Origin of the sequence: Helicobacter pylori, assembly GCF_014496965.1 — a bacterium.
GTDB lineage: Bacteria > Campylobacterota > Campylobacteria > Campylobacterales > Helicobacteraceae > Helicobacter > Helicobacter pylori_CZ.
Genome location: NZ_JACTCR010000021.1, coordinates 1 through 17,988, shown reverse-complemented (window position 1 = coordinate 17,988; position 17,988 = coordinate 1). Strand labels below are relative to the sequence as shown.

Sequence of the window (17,988 nt, the reverse complement as noted above, 5' to 3'; positions counted from 1 at the left end):
CCTTAAGGCTCTTTAGGGGAAAAAACAAGGGGCATAAGGGCTAAAAGCCTTAAAGTGGCTTTATCTTCTTTAAAATCTTTAAACACAAGCGACAGAGCACTGTTAGAAGAAAATTTTTCTTCAAAAACTTTGAGATTATAGGTGTTTCTCGCATGATCGGTGTATAAAATAAACTGGTAAGGGAAATGGTTGAAACGCATGTTGATGACTAAACCTTTATTTGCATATAGAGTCCAATAGAGCGTAATTTCTTTGGTTTGTTCGTTAGAAATGTCTTTGATGATCGCTTTAAACACTTCATCTTTTTTTAATTCTAGCGTTTTATCGATCCCATAATCAAGCCCAAACGCCTCTAAAAAAAAGAGGAATATCAAGCCATAGCGGATAAGCTCATTCATTCCCACTGAGAATATTCGCCATGGATTGGATCACAATGTCTGTTTTTCTGCTTTCTATTTTTTGTTGCAACTCTTCATCCATTCTTAAAGCTTTAGCGAAAGATCCAAACTTTTCTTCCAAGTCTTCTTTTTCTATAAAAGTTTCCAAAAGAGCCAAAAGCTCTAAAAGCCTCTCTAGCTCCTTTTTAGAAAGCTTTTTACTCGCATGAAAAATAATGTCATTCCACTTGTCTAAGGGGTTTCCCTCAAAAATTTCAAGCTCGCTGTAATCTCTCATGCTGACTTCTTTTTGGGAGCTTAAGCCAAATGGGCTTGCAACATCCAAATGGATTTTTGCAACTTAGCCAATTGATCGTCCGCATAAGTTACGGTGACTTTATCGCCTTCTTTTTCAGCGGTGTTAGAGAGCTCTTTAAATTCTTTTTCTAGGTGTTTGTAGTCCTCTAGAATTTCTTTAAAGATGTCTTTAGAGTGGAAGCTCGTTTTAGTTTCTTCTTTAACACGAGTGAGTTTGATCGCTTCGGATAAAGTGACTAAGGGGTGGTGTCCTAATTGAACGATCCTTTCAGCGAGATCATCAAACATGTCCGCAAATTCTTCATAAATTTCTTCAGTGGCTTTATGCACATTGAAAAAATCCGTGCCTTTCACATTCCAATGGAAGTTATGCACTTTCATAAACAACACGATCGCATCCGCTTGCAAATGTTTTAAAATTTCAAATGTTTTCATCAAAAGTCCTTTTTTAAAATTGTTTTAGGCTTTTATTTTCATAAAAACCTTGATCGCTATCCTACACCAAAAGAGTTAATGAAAAATTTTTTTGATCTTATTTTTGTAAAATATTGATAAACCCTATTCAATTTAATATTATTTAATCTTTTTAAAATTTTGTTTTATAGTAAAACTCATTTTTAAGGGGGATAGTTATCCAAATCAAGAAGCGTTAAGAATCTTAATTTCAAAGGTTTTTTCTTGATTTTCTAATAGCGCAATGCTCCCTTCATGGGCTTTAACCACTTGTAAAGACAGGGCTAACCCTAAGCCATTACCCTTTAATTTAGTGGTTTCAAAAGGTTCAAATAAAGCGCTTTTGTTTTCCACTTCCTTGCCATTATCAATAATAGTGAAGACAATAAATTCGTTTTGAATGAACGCTTCAATCTTCACTTGACCCTGCTCGCTCTCTTCTAAGGCTTCAATCGCATCAATAGCATTATACAAGAAATTTTGCAGCACAATCCCCATCAAATCAAAGTCAAAAAACCCTTCTTCATCGCTAAAATTAAAAAGAAAATCAATATCTTTAGAGTAAGTGTAGCAATTTAGGGCTTCTTTGAGATCGCTCTCTAGCGTTTTTAAACTTTGCTTGGTGCGGTTGGCTTGAATGCCTTTAGAAAAAAGCAAGGTGGCTTTAATGATTCTTTCCACGCGCCATAAAGCTTTTTGCAATTCTACAACAATGGGCCTAGTCTTTTCGTTCGCATGCTTTAATAACACTGAAGCTAAAAGAGAGATAGAGCCTACAGGGTTTCTGATCTCATGGGCTAAATGCGCTGAGATTTTCCCCATAGAAGCGAGCCGCTCTTGGCGTTTTTGAGCACTAATATCGGTTGCGGTGATGATTTGCTTGCCTTGAATGCTGTTTTGCTGGACTAAATAGCTTTTATTTTCATGTTCAATTTCAGTGTTAAAATTTTCTAATTTAGCCTTATTGAACACCTCATGGCTTTGATTAGCTAAAGAATTTTTATAAAAAAAGCTCCCGTTTTCATTCATCACCCAAATGGCTTGCGGTAAAATCTCTATGACCCATTCATAAAGGGCTTTATAATCCTTAAATTCTTTTTCTACCTTGTAGCTTTGTAAAATAAATTGGTTTAAAAGCCCTAGCAATTCTTGCATGTCTTTTTTATTGGAAAAATTTTCTAATAAATCTTCGCTCTCTTTGGGTTTAAAATTTTCTAATGAAATCACATTATCCTCTTTTTTTAACAATCCCTTGAAAGAAGAAGCCTTATAAGAGTGTTTCAAATGGGAACGCTTCAAATAAGGGCGTTTTAAGCGCTTGGATTTTTTCATGGTTTTTGTTTTTCTTGCTCTTTTAAGAAATTAAACAGCATTTCGCTATAGCCAAAATTCCCGCTCAATTCTTTAGAAAGGGTGTCCTTATACATGGAAGTGTAAATCTCATCGCCTGGGGCTTTAGGATACAATGGGTTATCCATTTTCATAGCACTATCTAGCATGAATTTTAAAAGCAACGCTTCAAAAGAATCGGTTTGTTCTTTGAGGAGCTTGTCGTTTTTATTTTGAGCTAGCGTTTTTAATTTCTCTTCGCTCGCTAATTTAGAAACATTGTATTGCTCTAACATGGCTTTATTGTTGTTTATCATAGTATCTCCATTTCAGCGCTAATCGCACCGCTTTTTTTTAGGGCTTGCAAGATTGAAACCATCCCCTTAGCGCTCACGCCAATTTTTTGTAAGGCTTTTACCACCCCGGCAATGGTGATGTTTTTCCCGTTAGAGCTCAGCGTGTTGTGAGCGGTGTCTAAGGACATGTTATTGTCTAAATCCTGCGTGTTTTTAGAATCATTTAATGGCTCTTTAGTGATTTTAAGCGTGATGTCTTGGCTTGTAACCACTACAGGATGTACTATTATATCCACTCCTGAAACGATCGTGCCTGATTTTTCATCTACAATGATCTTATTTTTCGCGCTGTAATTAATAGGGATTTCTTGCACTAAAGCTAAAAACTCCACCATAGAAAGACGCTCTGGGCGAGTGATTTGAATGGTTTTTGGATCTAGCGCTATGGCCACTTTATTGCCAAACACCTTATTTAAAGTGTTTTGCACTTGGATAGCGTTTTTAAAATTGGGGTTTTTCAGGCTTAAAGTCATGGCGTTTTTATGGAACAAATCATACGAAACCTCCCTTTCAATAGTCGCTCCGTTGATGATATTGGCTGAGAGCAAGTTATTAGAATTACCCGAAACGATAGCCCCTTGAGCGAGGGCGTAAATATTCCCATCTACCGCATTTAAAGGGGTCATCACCAAAGTCCCCCCTTGAATGGATTTCGCATCGCCAATAGAAGAAATTTGAATATCAATCTTATCGCCCTGTCTTGCAAAGGGGGGCAAGGAGGCTGTAATCATCACGGCAGCGACATTTTTAGATTTAATATCATCTGCAGAGATCTTGACATTCACGCTCTCTAGCATGTTAGAAATGGATTGCATGGTGAATTTTGAGCCGGATTTATCCCCTGTGCCATTTAAGCCAATCACAAGCCCATAGCCAATCAGCTGGTTATCCCTTACGCCCACCACGCTCGCTATATCGCCTATTTTTTCGGCCAAAAGCTTGTGGAAAGCTAATACAAAAATAAGCCACAAAAACACCCGTTTCAATCAAACCCTTTCTTTATTCCTTAAATTCTAATTATTTTAGCATAAGCCTTTTATAAAAACTTTAAACCTAATTGAGCGCATTTTTATGCTATACTCAAAATCTTATAAACTTTAAATCAAAGATTTTAATTTTAGCCTTTTATTAGCTTTAAGTTTCAAATTAAATTGAGGTATGAATCTCCCATGGAATTGAATCAACCACCACTCCCTACAGAAATTGATGATGACGCTTATCATAAGCCGAGTTTTAATGACTTGGGCTTAAAAGAATCGGTTTTAAAATCCGTTTATGAAGCCGGCTTCACTTCCCCAAGCCCCATTCAAGAAAAGGCCATTCCGGCTGTTTTGCAAGGCCGAGATGTCATCGCGCAAGCCCAAACAGGCACAGGAAAAACCGCCGCTTTCGCTCTGCCCATTATCAACAACCTTAAAAACAACCACACCATAGAGGCCTTAGTGATCACGCCCACTAGAGAATTAGCCATGCAAATTAGCGATGAGATTTTTAAATTGGGCAAACACACCAGGACTAAAACCGTGTGCGTGTATGGAGGGCAGAGCGTTAAAAAACAATGCGAATTTATTAAGAAAAACCCCCAAGTGATGATCGCTACACCAGGAAGATTGTTGGATCATTTAAAAAACGAACGCATCCATAAATTTGTGCCTAAAGTGGTCGTTTTAGATGAAAGCGATGAAATGCTAGATATGGGGTTTTTAGACGATATTGAAGAGATTTTTGACTACCTTCCTAGCGAAGCGCAGATCTTGCTTTTTTCAGCCACGATGCCAGAGCCGATTAAAAGACTAGCGGATAAGATTTTAGAAAACCCTATTAAAATCCATATCGCTCCTTCTAATATCACTAACACTGACATCACCCAACGGTTTTATGTGATCAATGAGCATGAGAGGGCTGAAGCGATCATGCGCCTTTTGGACACCCAAGTGCCCAAAAAGAGCATTGTTTTCACGCGCACTAAAAAAGAAGCCGATGAATTGCACCAATTCCTTGCTTCTAAAAATTACAAAAGCACCGCCTTGCATGGGGATATGGATCAAAGGGATCGCCGCTCTTCTATCATGGCGTTTAAAAAAAATGATGCTGATGTGTTAGTGGCTACGGATGTGGCGAGCCGAGGGCTAGATATTAGCGGTGTAAGCCATGTGTTTAATTACCATTTGCCCCTAAACACCGAGAGCTATATCCATCGCATTGGGAGAACCGGGCGAGCGGGCAAAAAAGGCATGGCGATCACTTTAGTAACCCCCTTAGAATACAAAGAACTTTTACGCATGCAAAAAGAAATTGATTCAGAGATTGAACTTTTTGAAATCCCCACCATTAACGAAAATCAGATCATCAAAACCTTGCATGACACTAAAGTGTCTGAAGGGATCATCAGCCTTTATGAACAGCTTACCGAAATTTTTGAGCCGTCTCAATTGGTTTTAAAACTTTTGAGTTTGCAGTTTGAAACCAGTAAAATTGGCTTGAACCAGCAAGAGATTGATGCGATTCAAAACCCTAAAGAAAAAACGCCAAAACCCTCTAACAAAAAAACGCACCAACATGATCAAGTGCGTTCTTTCAAAAAGGGCCACCACAGAGACAAACACCCCAAAACGAATCGTTATTCTAAAAAACCCAAACGCCGTTAAAATATTTAAAAAGGAAACTCATGCCCATTGATTTGAACGAACATTTAAAAAAGAAAAATTCTCAAAGAGAAAACCCCACGCCTAATACGCCTAATAATGGAGGGCGTTTCATTCCGCCGTCTAACTCTTTTAATTCCAAAAAACTATCGGTTTTAATCGTCATTGTCCTTTTAGGCGTTATCGCTTTTTTGGCCAAGCCTTTTGAAGTGATTAGCTCAGGAGAAATTGGCATTAAGATCACCGCCGGGAAATACGAACCCACCCCCTTACAGCCAGGAATCCACTTTTTTGTGCCTATCATTCAAGACATTCTCATTGTAGATACAAGGATCAGAAATATCAATTTTTCACGCACCGAAGACATGGGCGTGGCGGGTAAAAACCAAGGGATTTTTAGAAACGACGCCATTAATGTGATGGATAGCAGGGGTTTGACCGTTTCTATTGAGCTCACCGTGCAATACCGCCTAAACCCTCAAACCACCCCTCAAACGATCGCTACTTATGGCTTGTCTTGGGAGCAAAAGATCATCAACCCTGTGGTGCGCGATGTGGTGCGCTCTGTGGTGGGGCGCTATCCGGCTGAAGATTTACCCATTAAGCGCAATGAAATCGCCGCTCTTATCAATAGCGGTATCAATAAAGAAGTTTCTAAGCTCCCCAACACCCCTGTGGAATTAAGCTCTATCCAATTGAGAGAAATCGTTTTACCCGCTAAGATTAAAGAGCAAATTGAAAAAGTCCAAATCGCACGCCAAGAATCAGAAAGGGTGAAATACGAGGTGGAGCGCTCCAAGCAAGAAGCTCAAAAACAAGCCGCTCTGGCTAAAGGGGAAGCGGACGCTAACAGGATTAAGGCTCAGGGCGTGGCGGATGCGATCGTGATTGAGGCTAAGGCAAAATCTCAAGCCAATTTAAGCATTTCGCAAAGCTTGAGCGACAAGCTTTTAAGGCTGCGCCAAATTGAAGTTCAAGGCCAGTTTAATGAAGCGTTAAAAACGAACAACAACGCTCAAATCATGCTCACTCCAGGCGGGGCTGTGCCTAATATTTGGATTGACACTAAAAGTAAGGTTAAATCTAGCATTGCCGAGAGTAAAGAGCCTTAAAAACGCATGGCGTCTCTTGCCTTTATCCAAGCTTTTTTGGAGTCTTTTAAGGGCTTTTTAAATCAAGCGACTTTAATTAGCGTTTTAATAGCGGGCGTTTTAATCCTTTTTTGCGCGATTTTGCTCCTTTTGGCTCTGCTTTTAAGAAACCGTTGGGCTAGCTATCTAGCGGTAGCAACTTTTTTGGGCGCGTTTTTAAGCATGCCTTTTGTTTTGAATGTTTTACTCACTCAAGCGATTTACCCCATAGAAACGCGCATCTTGCACGCTAACCCCTTAAGTTATAGCAACGCCTTTTCTTTGCAAGTGGGAGTCAAAAACATTTCCAAATTCAGTCTAAACAAATGCGTTTTACGCCTAGAAGTCCTTAAAAACCCTCACAATTTTGTAGAAGAGCGAGCTTTTAAATGGTTTGTCAAAAAAAGCTATGAAAAAACCTTTAAAGAAAAGATTTTGCCTGAAGAATCCAAGGTCTTTTCATTCTTTATTGACGACTACCCTTATTCAAAAACGGCCCCCTATCAAGTTTCTTTGTTTTGTTTATAAAAAAGATAACATTCATTAAAAAGCGATTAAAAACGCTAAAAGCATAAATTTTTAAAATAGAGTTTTTTAAAGCCTGGATTCTAGCAAACGCTTCGTATAAGCGTGCTTAGGGTTGTCAAACACCTCTTCAATAGTGCCTGTTTCTACGACTTTCCCCTCACTCACCACTAACACCTTATCGCAAAAAGCTTTGATCACATCTAAATCATGGCTGATAAACAAATAGCTCAAATCCTGCTTTTCTTGTAAACCCAACAATAATTCCAACACGCTTTTTTGAATGCTCTTATCCAAAGCGGAAGTGGACTCATCTAAGAGAATGATTCTAGGTTTTAAAGCGATTGCTCTAGCGATCGCTACTCTTTGGCGTTCCCCACCGCTGAGTTCATAAGCGTAAAAGTTAAGCAATTCAGGGTTTAAACACACTTCTTCTAAACAAAGTTTTGCGAGATGGTGCCATTCTTCTTTGGAAGCTTTAGGGTAAGCAAAGCACAAAGCTTCTATTAAAATGCTTTGAATGCTTAAGCGAGGGTTTAATGAAGCGTAAGGGTCTTGAAACACCATTTGCAAGATCTTGCGGTAGGGTTTGAACGCCTTAGAATTTAAAGATCCCACGCTTTGGCCTAAAATCTTTTCTTCCCCGCTGTTTAGAGCGAGTTTTAAAAGCCCTAACGCTAGAGAGCTTTTCCCGCTCCCGCTTTCGCCAATGATGCCGATGTTTTCTTTAGCTTTGAGGGAAAAATTGACTGATGCGATAAGGGGCTTTTTTAAAGAAGATCTAAAGAAGCGTTTTTGCAAGTAATAAACGCTAAAATCTTTCACCTCTAAAAGCGTCTCATCTAGCGCTTTTAAGTTTTTAGCGGGCAAGTTTGAAGCCTGAATCAAGAGTTTTGAATATTCGTGCTTGGGGTCATTAAAAAGCTCTTTGGTGGAATTGGTTTCTACGATCTCGCCTTTTTTTAACACATAAACCCTATCAGCCAATCGTTTGACCGCCTTTAAATCATGGCTAATGAACAAAAGGGCGATGTTTTTTTCCACGCTCAATTGCTTGAGCAAGTCTAAAATCTGGTTTTGGATTTGTGCATCTAGTGCGGTGGTAGGCTCATCGCAAATAAGCAGTTTGGGCGCATTAATGATCCCCATAGCGATACACACCCTTTGGCACTGCCCACCGCTGAGCTCATAAGGGTAACGATCCAAAAATTTTTCATCTAATTGGACTTGTTTCATGGCGTTTAAAACTTGTTCTTTAAGGAGCGTTTGAGAAGCGTTTTTATGGTGTAAGAAATAGGCTTCACTCATTTGCTTGCCGATTTTATACAAGGGGTTTAGGCTGGATAGGGGGTCTTGAGCGATATAAGCGATAATATTCCCCCTTAAATGCTGCATAAATTCTTCGCTTTCTTTTAAAAGGTTGGTTGTTTCAAACAGCACTTCGCCATTATGGGGCTTGAATCTAGGGTTTAAACGCATGATGATATTAGCGATAGAGCTTTTCCCGCTCCCGCTCTCGCCCACGATCGCCACCCTTTCACCATAACTTAAAGAAATATTAATGTTTTGGAGCGAAAAATGAGGGTTTAAAACGCAGTTTAAGTTTTTGATTTCTAGCATGTAACCCCTTTATTTGAGCATGTTAGCGTTGAAAGCATCGCGCACCCCTTCGCCAATGAACACCAAAACAGAAAGCAACAAACTAATGGCTACAAACGCAACGATGGCTAAATGGGGCGTGGTGAGGTTATCCTTGCCTTGATTGACTAATTCGCCCAAACTCGCGCTCCCTATGGGCATGCCAAAACCCAAGAAATCCAAAGACACTAAAGTAGAAATACTGGCCGCCATTAAAAACGGCACATAAGTGATCGTCGCTACTAAAGCGTTGGGTAAAACATGGTAGAAAATGATTTTTAAATCATTCACCCCAAGCGCTCTAGCGGCTTTGGTGTAGTCCATATTCCTTGCTTTTAAAAACTCCGTGCGCACGACTTGAGAAAGCCCCATCCAGCTAAAGAGCAAGACTAAAAACAAGATGATCCAAAAATTAGAATTAAATGCGCTAGAAATCACAATGAGTAAAAAAAGCATAGGAATCGCGCTCCAAATCTCGCTCAACCTTTGCCCCACTAAATCCACTAACCCTCCATAATACCCCTGAAACGCTCCCAAACTCACGCCAATAAGAACGCTAAAAAGGGTGAGTAAAATCCCAAACACTAACGAAACCCGATAGCTATAAACCAGCCTGGCTAACACATCTCTGGCTTGATCGTCTGTGCCTAAAAGGTGTTTGAAGCTTGGGGGGGTGGGGGCAGGCGAGTCTAAATCCATAATGATCGTATCGTAGCTATAAGGGATGAGCGCATGGATGATGAAAGCGTCTTTTAAAAGCGTGTCTTTCACATAAGGATCGTTATAATCTGTAGGGGTGAAAAAATCGCCTCCAAACTCCACTTCCGCATAGTTTTTAAACATGGGGAAATACGCCTTATTGTCTTTATAGATGAATAAGGGGCGATCATTCACCCACAAGGGGGCTAAAAGAGAAAGCGCTAATAAAGCGATAAAAAGACAGAGCGAAAACACCGCCCGCTTATTCTTTTTAAAACTCAGAATGCGCATTTTAAACAAACTGCTCACGCTCAAACTCCCTTGATGAAAAACAATCCCTAAGATTATAATTAATTATGGGTAATACTAGCAAGAAAACGGGTTTGATCTATAAAGAAAGAGGATAAGCGTAATAATAATGGTGGAGTGTAGGGGGTTCGAACCCCTGACCTCAACGCTGCCAGCGTTGCGCTCTCCCAACTGAGCTAACACCCCAAGTAAAATTAAGCGAGCATTATAACATTTTGCTTAAAAGATGTCAATTTGATGCTTTTTTGAAACACTTAATAGCAAATTAAGAATGATTATCTTAAAATTAGGGAGTTTCTTTTATGGATTAAGTAAAATCACTTATCAAAGCCAAAGCAAAAAGGATATTTTTGAAAAACCACTCCTTTAAAAAAACGATCGCTCTTTCCTTACTAGCGGGCATGTCTTTGTGTAACGCTGAAGAAGATGGGGCGTTTTTTGTCATAGATTATCAAACGAGTTTGGCCAGACAGGAATTGAAAAATCCAGGCTTCACTCAAGCGCAAGAATTAAAGCAGTTGATTAGAGATGGGGCTGTGAGGTTGCAAACTTCTGCCATTCCCTTATCCTACTACTTGGATATTTTAGGGAATAAAACAAAAGCTCTTTTGAGTGGAAGCCTAAAAAACAATCCGCAACAGCAAAACGGACAACCCAACCAAGCCTTAGTCAATTTAGAGCAATCTCTAGGGATTTTAGGAAAGCTATTGGATCTATCCCAGCAATACGCTAATCAGGGTGTCGTTAAGCCTTTGGTGGTGGATGTAGGGAAAGAACAAATCGGTATCACGGATAGCATGCTCTTAGTGGCTCAAAACATCGTTTTAGCTTTAGGGCAAGTGGATTTGAGCAAAATCCAACAAAACAATAACGAGCAACTATACCAAAATATCATGAAAGTCATGCTTTTAGGCGCAAGCGGGACTAATGGAGCGTATAACGGCGTGAGCGTGGGCGATATTGCCACAGGCATGCAAAATTTTTCTTCGCAAACGGGCTTGATAGGGGCTAATTCTACGGTTAGCGAGATCAACGCTTTGATTAAGAGCGGGATTTCTTTGGATCGTGAGACTTTGAGGTTAGGGAGTTTTATTGAAAAAAATATCTGTAGCAGTGCATCGTCTTGTTTTAGTGGGAATCAGCTTATCTATAAGAAAGGGCTAGACAGAGTCATAAACATCATTAACGCGAGTTTAGGTCAGTTTGAATCTTCAGCTAGTTCTCTTTATAAGATTTCTTATATCCCTAACCTCTTTTCTCTCAAAGATTATCAGTCAGCGAGCATGAACGGCTTTGGGGCTAAGATGGGCTATAAACAATTTTTCACCCATAAGAAAAATGTTGGCTTAAGGTATTATGGGTTTTTGGATTATGGCTATGCGAACTTTGGCGATACGAATTTAAAAGTGGGAGCGAATCTTGTTACTTATGGGGTAGGAACGGATTTTTTATACAATGTGTATGAACGCTCTAGAAGGAGGGAAAGGACTACAATCGGCCTTTTCTTTGGCGCTCAAATTGCGGGGCAAACTTGGAGCACTAATGTAACGAACCTATTGAGCGGGCAAAGGCCTGATGTCAAGTCCAGTTCGTTCCAATTCTTGTTTGATTTGGGCGTGCGCACCAACTTTGCAAAAACCAATTTCAATAAGCACAGGCTAGACCAAGGGATAGAATTTGGGGTGAAAATCCCTGTTATCGCTCATAAATATTTCGCAACCCAAGGCTCAAGCGCGAGCTATATGAGGAATTTTAGCTTCTATGTGGGCTATTCAGTCGGTTTTTAAGGAAGGCTCTTGATGAAAAACACCAATACAAAAGAGATAAAGAATACAAGAATGAAAAAAGGTTATAGTCAATACCACGCACTCAAAAAAGGGCTTTTAAAAACCGCTCTGCTTTTTAGCCTTCCTTTAAGCATGGCGTTAGCTGAAGACGATGGCTTTTATATGGGAGTGGGCTATCAAATCGGTGGTGCGCAACAAAACATCAATAACAAAGGCAGCACTCTAAGGAATAATGTCATTGATGATTTCCGTCAAGTGGGCGTGGGTATGGCAGGGGGTAATGGGCTTTTAACCTTAGCGACAAACACGACCATGGACGCTCTTTTAGGGATAGGCAATCAAATTATTAACACTAATAAAGCTGTTGCTAACAATAACGCAGAATTAACCCAGTTTAAAAAAATACTCCCCCAAATTGAGCAACGCTTTGAAGCAGATAAAAACGCTTATAGCGTCCAAGCCTTGCAAGTGTATTTGAGTAATGTGTTGTATAACTTGGTTAATAATAATAATAATGGCAGTAATAATGGAGTGGTTCCTGAATACGTAGGGATTATAAAAGTTCTCTATGGCTCTCAAAGCGAATTTAGCCTCTTAGCCACCGAGAGCGTGGCGCTTTTAAACGCGCTCACAAGAGTGAATCTGGATAGTAATTCGGTGTTTTTAAAAGGGCTTTTAGCCCAAATGCAGCTTTTTAATGACACTTCTTCAGCAAAGCTAGGCCAGATCGCAGAGGGCTTGAATAAGAGCGGTGGTGCAGGAGCCATGCTCCAAAAGGATGTGAAAACCATTTCGGATCGAATCGCTACTTACCAAGAGAATTTAAAACAGCTAGGAGGAATGCTAAATAATTACGATGAGCCTTACTTGCCCCAATTTGGGCCAGGCACAAGCTCTCAGCATGGGGTTATTAATGGCTTTGGCATTCAAATGGGCTATAAGCAATTTTTTGGGAGCAAGAAGAATATAGGCTTACGGTATTACGCTTTCTTTGATTACGGCTTTACGCAATTAGGCAGTCTCAGCAGCGCTGTTAAGGCGAATATCTTTACTTATGGCGCTGGCACAGACTTTTTATGGAATATCTTCAGAAGGGTTTTTAGCGATCAATCTTTGAATGTGGGGGTGTTTGGGGGCATTCAAATAGCGGGTAACACTTGGGATAGCTCTTTAAGAAATCAGATTAAAGACTCGTTTAAAGAATACCCCACTCCCACGAATTTCCAATTTTTGTTTAATTTGGGCTTAAGGGCTCATTTTGCTAGCACCATGCACCGCCGGTTTTTGAGCGCGTCTCAAAGCATCCAGCATGGGATGGAATTTGGCGTGAAAATCCCAGCGATCAATCAAAGGTATTTGAGGGCCAATGGGGCTGATGTGGATTACAGGCGTTTGTATGCGTTCTATATCAATTACACGATAGGGTTTTAAGCTCTTTTTTAGAGCTTAAAGGGGCTTTTTACTTTTTTTTGGTATTCTAACAAGCTTTTAAACAATCCAATCTACTTTGTTTTAAGGATAATATTTTATGGCAGATGTCGTTGTGGGGATCCAGTGGGGAGATGAGGGGAAAGGAAAGATCGTTGATAGGATCGCTAAAGATTATGACTTTGTGGTGCGCTATCAAGGAGGGCATAATGCCGGGCATACCATTGTGCATAAGGGGGTTAAGCATTCTTTGCATTTAATGCCCTCAGGAGCGCTATACCCCAAATGCAAGAACATCATTTCTAGCGCGGTGGTCGTGAGTATTAAGGATTTGTGCGAAGAAATCAGTGCGTTTGAGGATTTAGAAAATCGTTTGTTTATTAGCGACAGAGCCCATGTGATCTTGCCTTATCATGCCAAAAAAGACGCTTTTAAAGAAAAATCTCAAAATATCGGTACGACTAAAAAAGGCATAGGCCCTTGTTATGAGGATAAAATGGCGAGGAGCGGGATAAGAATGGGGGATTTATTAGACGATGTCATATTAGAAGAGAAACTAAAAGCGCATTTCAAAGCCATTGAGCCTTTTAAAGAAGCGTATGATTTGGGCGAGGATTACGAAAAAGATTTGAGGGAGTATTTTAAAACTTACGCTCCAAAAATTTGCCCCTTTATCAAAGACACCACAAGCATGCTGATAGAAGCGAACCAAAAGGGTGAAAAAATCCTATTAGAAGGGGCGCAAGGCACGCTTTTAGACATTGATTTAGGGACTTACCCTTTTGTAACAAGCTCCAACACCACGAGCGCTAGTGCTTGCGTTAGCACCGGCTTAAACCCTAAAGCGATCAATGAAGTCATAGGCATCACGAAAGCCTACTCTACTCGTGTGGGTAATGGGCCTTTCCCTAGCGAAGACACTACACCCATGGGCGATCATTTAAGGACTAAGGGCGCGGAGTTTGGCACGACAACCAAGCGCCCAAGGCGTTGCGGGTGGCTGGATTTGGTGGCTTTAAAATACGCTTGCGCTTTGAATGGTTGCACGCAATTAGCCTTAATGAAATTAGATGTTTTGGACGGGATTGATGCGATTAAGGTGTGCGTGGCTTATGAAAGAAAGGGCGAAAGATTAGAGGCTTTCCCTAGCGATTTGAGAGATTGCGTGCCGATTTATCAAACTTTTAAAGGCTGGGAAAAAAGCGCGGGCGTGAGAAAATTAGACGATTTAGAGCCAAACGCTAGAGAGTATATCCGTTTTATTGAAAAAGAAGTGGGGGTGAAAATTGGCCTTATTTCTACAAGCCCTGAAAGAGAAGACACGATTTTTCTATGAAAAAATTCGCTTCTGTATTGGTGCAATTAAAAACCCTTGCGTTAGAAAAAATAGAGCAAAAGCTTGAAAGCAAGCGTTTAGAATTGCGGCAAAACGAGCGAGAAATTTTGGACAAACAAGCCCAATTGAGTGCGTTTAAAAACCCTGAGTTGGGGGGAATGAGCCTTTTTTTACAAACCCAGCAATTAAAAAGCGCTCTAAGATTGGAGATAGAATATTACCAACAAGAGGGCGAGAATTTAACTAAGGATTTAAAAATTTTAGAAAAAGATTATCTTTTGGCTAACCAGGAATTAGAAAAAGCTAAAATCATTTTAGAAAAGGAAAAGCAAAAAGAACAGAAAATTTTGGAAAAAAAAGAGCAGGCTCTTTTGGACGAAAACGCCATGATTTTACACTGGCAAAAAGAGGGTTTGCATGCGTAAAATCTTGTTAATGGGCTTGATTTTACAAGCGCTCTTTAGTGAAGAAGCCGCACAAGAATTGTTGCAATGCTCTGCGATTTTTGAATCTAAAAAAGCCGAATTAAAAGACGATTTGCGCCGATTGAGCGAAAAAGAGCAGTCTTTGAGGATCTTGCAAACCGAAAACGCCCGCCTTTTAGATGAAAAAAACGATCTGTTAAACCAAAAAGAAAAAGAAGTGGAAGAAAAACTGAAAAATTTAGCGGCTAAAGAAGAAGCCTTTAAAACCTTACAAACAGAAGAAAAGAAACGCCTTAAAAATTTGATAGAAGAAAATGAAGGCATTTTAAGAGAAATCAAGCAGGCTAAAGACAGCAAGATTGGCGAGACTTATTCTAAAATGAAAGATTCTAAATCGGCTCTGATTTTAGAAAATCTACCCACTCAAAACGCCTTAGAAATTTTAATGGCACTAAAACCCCAAGAATTAGGTAAAATTTTAGCCAAAATGGATCCTAAAAAAGCGGCGGCTTTGACAGAGTTGTGGCAAAAACCCCCAAAAGAAAATAAAGAAAATCAAAAAACCACAGATCCCACGCCCCCCACACCACCCACGCCTCCTAAAGAGCCAACCTTAAAAGATCCTAACACCAAAGAGCCTGCAGGGGTATGATGTTCATTGTAGCGGTTTTGATGCTGGCGTTTTTGATCTTTGTCCATGAGTTAGGGCATTTTATTATCGCTAGGATTTGTGGGGTGAAAGTAGAAGTGTTTAGCATTGGTTTTGGTAAAAAACTCTGTTTCTTTAAGCTTTTTGGCACGCAATTCGCTCTGTCTTTGATCCCGATTGGGGGCTATGTGAAATTAAAGGGCATGGATAAAGAAGAAAATGAAGAAAATGAAATTAATCAAGAGAATGATAGCTACGCGCAAAAAAGCCCTTTCCAAAAGCTATGGATACTATTTGGGGGGGCGTTTTTCAATTTTCTTTTTGCGATTTTAGTGTATTTTTTTCTGGCATTGAGCGGGGAAAAAGTCTTACTGCCCGTCATTGGCGATTTAGACAAAAACGCACTAGAGGCCGGGCTGTTAAAGGGGGATAAAATCCTTTCTATCAACCATCAAAAAATAGCGAGTTTTAGAGAGATTAGAGGCATAGTGGCGCGTTCTCAAGGCGAGTTAATTTTAGAAATAGAGCGAAACAACCGGATTTTAGAAAAACGCCTGACCCCCAAAATCGTGGCGGTAATAAGCGAATCTAATGATCCTAATGAAATCATCAAGTATAAAATAATAGGCATTAAACCGGACATGCAAAAAATGGGCGTTGTCTCTTATTCCGTGTTTCAAGCGTTTGAAAAGGCTTTGAGTCGGTTTAAAGAGGGCGTTGTTTTGATTGTGGATTCTTTAAGGCGTTTGATTGTGGGGAGCGCTTCAGTTAAAGAATTGAGTGGGGTAATAGGCATTGTGGGAGCGTTAAGCCATGCCAATAGCGTGAGCATGCTTTTGTTGTTTGGGGCGTTTTTGTCTATCAATTTAGGGATTTTAAATTTATTACCCATTCCAGCCTTAGATGGGGCGCAAATGCTAGGGGTCGTTTTTAAAAATATTTTTCATATCGCTTTGCCAACGCCCATACAAAATGCGTTGTGGCTAGCGGGGGTGGGGTTTTTGGTTTTTATCATGTTTTTAGGGCTTTTCAATGACATCACTCGTTTGCTATAAAAGGGGGAGTTGATGCATGTATTGAGCGTGAGCGAAATCAATGTGCAAATCAAAGCCCTTTTAGAAGCGACTTTTTTGCAAGTTAGGGTTCAAGGGGAAGTGAGTAATTTGACTATCCATAAGGTGAGCGGCCATGCGTATTTTTCGCTCAAAGACAGCCAGTCGGTTATTAAATGCGTGCTGTTTAAAGGGAACGCTAACAGGCTCAAATTCGCTTTAAAAGAAGGGCAGGAAGTGGTTGTTTTTGGGGGCATTAGCGTGTATGTTCCAAGGGGGGATTATCAAATCAATTGCTTTGAAATAGAGCCTAAAGATATAGGTTCATTAACCCTAGCTTTAGAACAATTGAAAGAAAAATTACGCCTTAAAGGCTATTTTGATGAAGCGAATAAATTACCCAAACCGCATTTTCCTAAACGAGTGGCAGTCATCACTTCTCAAAATTCAGCCGCTTGGGCGGACATGCAAAAGATCGCTTCCAAACGATGGCCGATATGCGAATTAGTCTGCATCAACACTTTAATGCAAGGGGAAGGGTGCGTTCAAAGCGTGGTGGAGAGCATCGCTTATGCGGATAGTTTTCATGACACAAGAAACGCTTTTGATGCGATTGTAATGGCTAGGGGTGGGGGGAGCATGGAGGATTTGTATTCTTTCAATGATGAAAAAATCGCTGATGCTCTGTATTTGGCTAAAACCTTCAGCATGTCAGCTATTGGGCATGAGAGCGATTTTTTATTGAGCGATTTAGTAGCGGATTTAAGGGCTTCTACGCCTTCAAACGCGATGGAGATTTTACTCCCTAGTAGCGATGAATGGTTGCAAAGACTTGATGGGTTTAATGTGAAATTGCGCCGCTCTTTTAAAACTTTGCTCCATCAAAAAAAGGCGCATTTAGAGCATTTAGCGGCTTCTTTGAAACGATTGAGTTTTGAAAACAAGCACCATTTAAACGCTTTAAAATTAGAGAAATTAACAATCGCTTTAGACAATAAAACCTTAGAATTTTTACGCCTTAAAAAAACGCTTTTAGAAAAAATCTCTACCCAACTATCCACAAGCCCTTTTTTACAAACTAAAACAGAGCGCTTAAACAGGCTAGAAAACGCCCTCAAACTCGCTTACGCAAATTTGAAACTACCCCAATTCGGGGCGTTTGTGAGCAAGAATGATCAAGCGATAGAATTAGAGGCATTAAAAGCGGGCGATAAAATTGAATTAAACAATGAAAAAGCCAGAGCGAGCGCTGAAATTTTGGGCGTGGATAGGGTGTAGGGGTTTGAAAAATAAGATTTAAGATAAAATAGATTTTGTTTTTAAAATTTCGTATTCACTTCTTTCAATGATTTTTTCTAAACGCAATAGCATGATGTTTGAAATCGTGTTTTGATACCCCTTGTTTTTTAAAACCACCCAAGCAGAAATCCCAAATATCTTTAGTGTTTGGGATGAATGCTTTAGTTCCGCTAGGAACTATATAAAAACCTTAAGTGAAACTAACCTTGATTTTCTATATACGCCTTGATAGT

Annotated in this window: 18 protein-coding genes, 1 tRNA gene and 1 pseudogene; 10 read left to right on the top strand and 10 right to left on the bottom strand. The window is 39.9% G+C overall.

The window, feature by feature from the left end:
* Window positions 1-2: 2 nt before the first annotated feature.
* The 6 genes from H7O61_RS07180 to H7O61_RS07155 form a co-directional block, all read right to left on the bottom strand.
* Window positions 3-398, bottom strand: a complete 396-nt coding sequence (locus H7O61_RS07180) for a hypothetical protein (RefSeq protein ID WP_187875575.1) — start codon at window positions 396-398, stop codon at window positions 3-5.
* Window positions 391-675, bottom strand: coding sequence for a DUF2018 family protein (locus H7O61_RS07175; RefSeq protein WP_187875562.1), 285 nt, complete (start codon window positions 673-675; stop codon window positions 391-393). The genes H7O61_RS07180 and H7O61_RS07175 overlap by 8 nt, the downstream gene beginning before the upstream one ends.
* Before the next feature lie 20 nt (window positions 676-695).
* Complete coding sequence (dps, locus tag H7O61_RS07170) at window positions 696-1,130, bottom strand: DNA starvation/stationary phase protection protein (RefSeq protein ID WP_000846459.1); 435 nt, start codon at window positions 1,128-1,130, stop codon at window positions 696-698.
* 204 nt (window positions 1,131-1,334) lie between these two features.
* The gene (gene flgS, locus H7O61_RS07165) at window positions 1,335-2,480 is read right to left on the bottom strand and encodes an acid survival sensor histidine kinase (RefSeq protein ID WP_187875561.1); all 1,146 of its coding nucleotides are present in this window, start codon (window positions 2,478-2,480) and stop codon (window positions 1,335-1,337) included.
* The gene (locus H7O61_RS07160) at window positions 2,477-2,794 is read right to left on the bottom strand and encodes a hypothetical protein (RefSeq protein WP_000609421.1); all 318 of its coding nucleotides are present in this window, start codon (window positions 2,792-2,794) and stop codon (window positions 2,477-2,479) included. Before H7O61_RS07160 ends, flgS begins: the two co-directional genes overlap by 4 nt.
* Entirely contained in the window at window positions 2,791-3,819 is a 1,029-nt protein-coding gene (locus H7O61_RS07155) for a flagellar basal body P-ring protein FlgI (RefSeq protein WP_187875560.1), read from the bottom strand. Before H7O61_RS07155 ends, H7O61_RS07160 begins: the two co-directional genes overlap by 4 nt.
* Window positions 3,820-4,002: 183 nt before the next feature.
* Between H7O61_RS07155 and H7O61_RS07150 the strand changes: the two genes are divergently transcribed.
* The 3 genes from H7O61_RS07150 to H7O61_RS07140 are packed head-to-tail and all read left to right on the top strand — an operon-like array spanning window position 4,003 to window position 7,136.
* Window positions 4,003-5,481 carry a DEAD/DEAH box helicase gene (locus tag H7O61_RS07150; RefSeq protein WP_187875559.1) on the top strand — a complete coding sequence of 493 codons (1,479 nt, stop codon included), beginning with the start codon at window positions 4,003-4,005 and terminating at the stop codon, window positions 5,479-5,481.
* A 20-nt stretch (window positions 5,482-5,501) separates the two neighbouring features.
* Window positions 5,502-6,590, top strand: a complete 1,089-nt coding sequence (locus H7O61_RS07145) for a prohibitin family protein (RefSeq protein WP_001121063.1) — start codon at window positions 5,502-5,504, stop codon at window positions 6,588-6,590.
* A gap of 6 nt (window positions 6,591-6,596) precedes the next feature.
* Window positions 6,597-7,136: a DUF2393 domain-containing protein gene (locus H7O61_RS07140; protein WP_187875558.1), complete on the top strand. Its 540-nt coding sequence runs from the start codon at window positions 6,597-6,599 to the stop codon at window positions 7,134-7,136.
* 66 nt (window positions 7,137-7,202) lie between these two features.
* On the opposite strand, the gene nikE is transcribed toward H7O61_RS07140, so the two are convergent.
* The 3 genes from nikE to H7O61_RS07125 form a co-directional block, all read right to left on the bottom strand.
* Window positions 7,203-8,753: a nickel ABC transporter ATP-binding protein NikE gene (gene nikE, locus H7O61_RS07135; RefSeq protein ID WP_187875557.1), complete on the bottom strand. Its 1,551-nt coding sequence runs from the start codon at window positions 8,751-8,753 to the stop codon at window positions 7,203-7,205.
* Between the two features lie 9 nt (window positions 8,754-8,762).
* Window positions 8,763-9,785, bottom strand: a complete 1,023-nt coding sequence (locus H7O61_RS07130) for an ABC transporter permease (RefSeq protein ID WP_187875556.1) — start codon at window positions 9,783-9,785, stop codon at window positions 8,763-8,765.
* 104 nt (window positions 9,786-9,889) lie between these two features.
* Window positions 9,890-9,965, bottom strand: a tRNA-Ala gene (locus tag H7O61_RS07125).
* 164 nt (window positions 9,966-10,129) lie between these two features.
* Between H7O61_RS07125 and hopF the strand changes: the two genes are divergently transcribed.
* The 7 genes from hopF to xseA all read left to right on the top strand — a co-directional run bounded on the left by hopF (window position 10,130) and on the right by xseA (window position 17,734).
* The gene (gene hopF / locus H7O61_RS07120; protein WP_187875555.1) at window positions 10,130-11,566 is read left to right on the top strand and encodes a Hop family outer membrane protein HopF; all 1,437 of its coding nucleotides are present in this window, start codon (window positions 10,130-10,132) and stop codon (window positions 11,564-11,566) included.
* Window positions 11,567-11,578: 12 nt separating this feature from the next.
* Entirely contained in the window at window positions 11,579-12,997 is a 1,419-nt protein-coding gene (hopG, locus tag H7O61_RS07115; RefSeq protein WP_187875554.1) for a Hop family outer membrane protein HopG, read from the top strand.
* Window positions 12,998-13,094: 97 nt separating this feature from the next.
* Window positions 13,095-14,330 carry an adenylosuccinate synthase gene (gene purA, locus H7O61_RS07110; RefSeq protein ID WP_187875553.1) on the top strand — a complete coding sequence of 412 codons (1,236 nt, stop codon included), beginning with the start codon at window positions 13,095-13,097 and terminating at the stop codon, window positions 14,328-14,330.
* Window positions 14,327-14,755 (top strand): flagellar export protein FliJ, encoded by a 429-nt coding sequence (locus H7O61_RS07105; protein WP_187875552.1) that lies wholly within the window; start codon window positions 14,327-14,329, stop codon window positions 14,753-14,755. The genes purA and H7O61_RS07105 overlap by 4 nt, the downstream gene beginning before the upstream one ends.
* Complete coding sequence (locus H7O61_RS07100; protein WP_001226705.1) at window positions 14,748-15,407, top strand: MotE family protein; 660 nt, start codon at window positions 14,748-14,750, stop codon at window positions 15,405-15,407. Before H7O61_RS07105 ends, H7O61_RS07100 begins: the two co-directional genes overlap by 8 nt.
* Window positions 15,404-16,459: an RIP metalloprotease RseP gene (rseP, locus tag H7O61_RS07095; protein ID WP_187875551.1), complete on the top strand. Its 1,056-nt coding sequence runs from the start codon at window positions 15,404-15,406 to the stop codon at window positions 16,457-16,459. Before H7O61_RS07100 ends, rseP begins: the two co-directional genes overlap by 4 nt.
* Window positions 16,460-16,471: 12 nt before the next feature.
* Complete coding sequence (xseA, locus tag H7O61_RS07090; protein WP_187875550.1) at window positions 16,472-17,734, top strand: exodeoxyribonuclease VII large subunit; 1,263 nt, start codon at window positions 16,472-16,474, stop codon at window positions 17,732-17,734.
* A gap of 18 nt (window positions 17,735-17,752) precedes the next feature.
* Here the strand turns inward: xseA and H7O61_RS07085 are convergent.
* Window positions 17,753-17,869, bottom strand: a pseudogene (locus H7O61_RS07085) (DNA methyltransferase); the annotation flags it as partial.
* Window positions 17,870-17,988 lie beyond the last annotated feature (119 nt).

What these genes read in the sequence shown, in the direction of transcription:
- H7O61_RS07160 (WP_000609421.1), bottom strand. Translation starts at nt 2,794, where the DNA reads ATGATAAACAACAATAAAGCCATGTTAGAGCAATACAATGTTTCTAAA.
- hopG (WP_187875554.1), top strand. Translation starts at nt 11,579, where the DNA reads ATGAAAAACACCAATACAAAAGAGATAAAGAATACAAGAATGAAAAAA.
- H7O61_RS07145 (WP_001121063.1), top strand. Translation starts at nt 5,502, where the DNA reads ATGCCCATTGATTTGAACGAACATTTAAAAAAGAAAAATTCTCAAAGA.
- H7O61_RS07140 (WP_187875558.1), top strand. Translation starts at nt 6,597, where the DNA reads ATGGCGTCTCTTGCCTTTATCCAAGCTTTTTTGGAGTCTTTTAAGGGC.
- rseP (WP_187875551.1), top strand. Translation starts at nt 15,404, where the DNA reads ATGATGTTCATTGTAGCGGTTTTGATGCTGGCGTTTTTGATCTTTGTC.
- xseA (WP_187875550.1), top strand. Translation starts at nt 16,472, where the DNA reads ATGCATGTATTGAGCGTGAGCGAAATCAATGTGCAAATCAAAGCCCTT.
- dps (WP_000846459.1), bottom strand. Translation starts at nt 1,130, where the DNA reads ATGAAAACATTTGAAATTTTAAAACATTTGCAAGCGGATGCGATCGTG.
- flgS (WP_187875561.1), bottom strand. Translation starts at nt 2,480, where the DNA reads ATGAAAAAATCCAAGCGCTTAAAACGCCCTTATTTGAAGCGTTCCCAT.
- H7O61_RS07100 (WP_001226705.1), top strand. Translation starts at nt 14,748, where the DNA reads ATGCGTAAAATCTTGTTAATGGGCTTGATTTTACAAGCGCTCTTTAGT.
- purA (WP_187875553.1), top strand. Translation starts at nt 13,095, where the DNA reads ATGGCAGATGTCGTTGTGGGGATCCAGTGGGGAGATGAGGGGAAAGGA.
- H7O61_RS07105 (WP_187875552.1), top strand. Translation starts at nt 14,327, where the DNA reads ATGAAAAAATTCGCTTCTGTATTGGTGCAATTAAAAACCCTTGCGTTA.
- H7O61_RS07180 (WP_187875575.1), bottom strand. Translation starts at nt 398, where the DNA reads ATGAATGAGCTTATCCGCTATGGCTTGATATTCCTCTTTTTTTTAGAG.
- H7O61_RS07175 (WP_187875562.1), bottom strand. Translation starts at nt 675, where the DNA reads ATGAGAGATTACAGCGAGCTTGAAATTTTTGAGGGAAACCCCTTAGAC.
- H7O61_RS07150 (WP_187875559.1), top strand. Translation starts at nt 4,003, where the DNA reads ATGGAATTGAATCAACCACCACTCCCTACAGAAATTGATGATGACGCT.
- nikE (WP_187875557.1), bottom strand. Translation starts at nt 8,753, where the DNA reads ATGCTAGAAATCAAAAACTTAAACTGCGTTTTAAACCCTCATTTTTCG.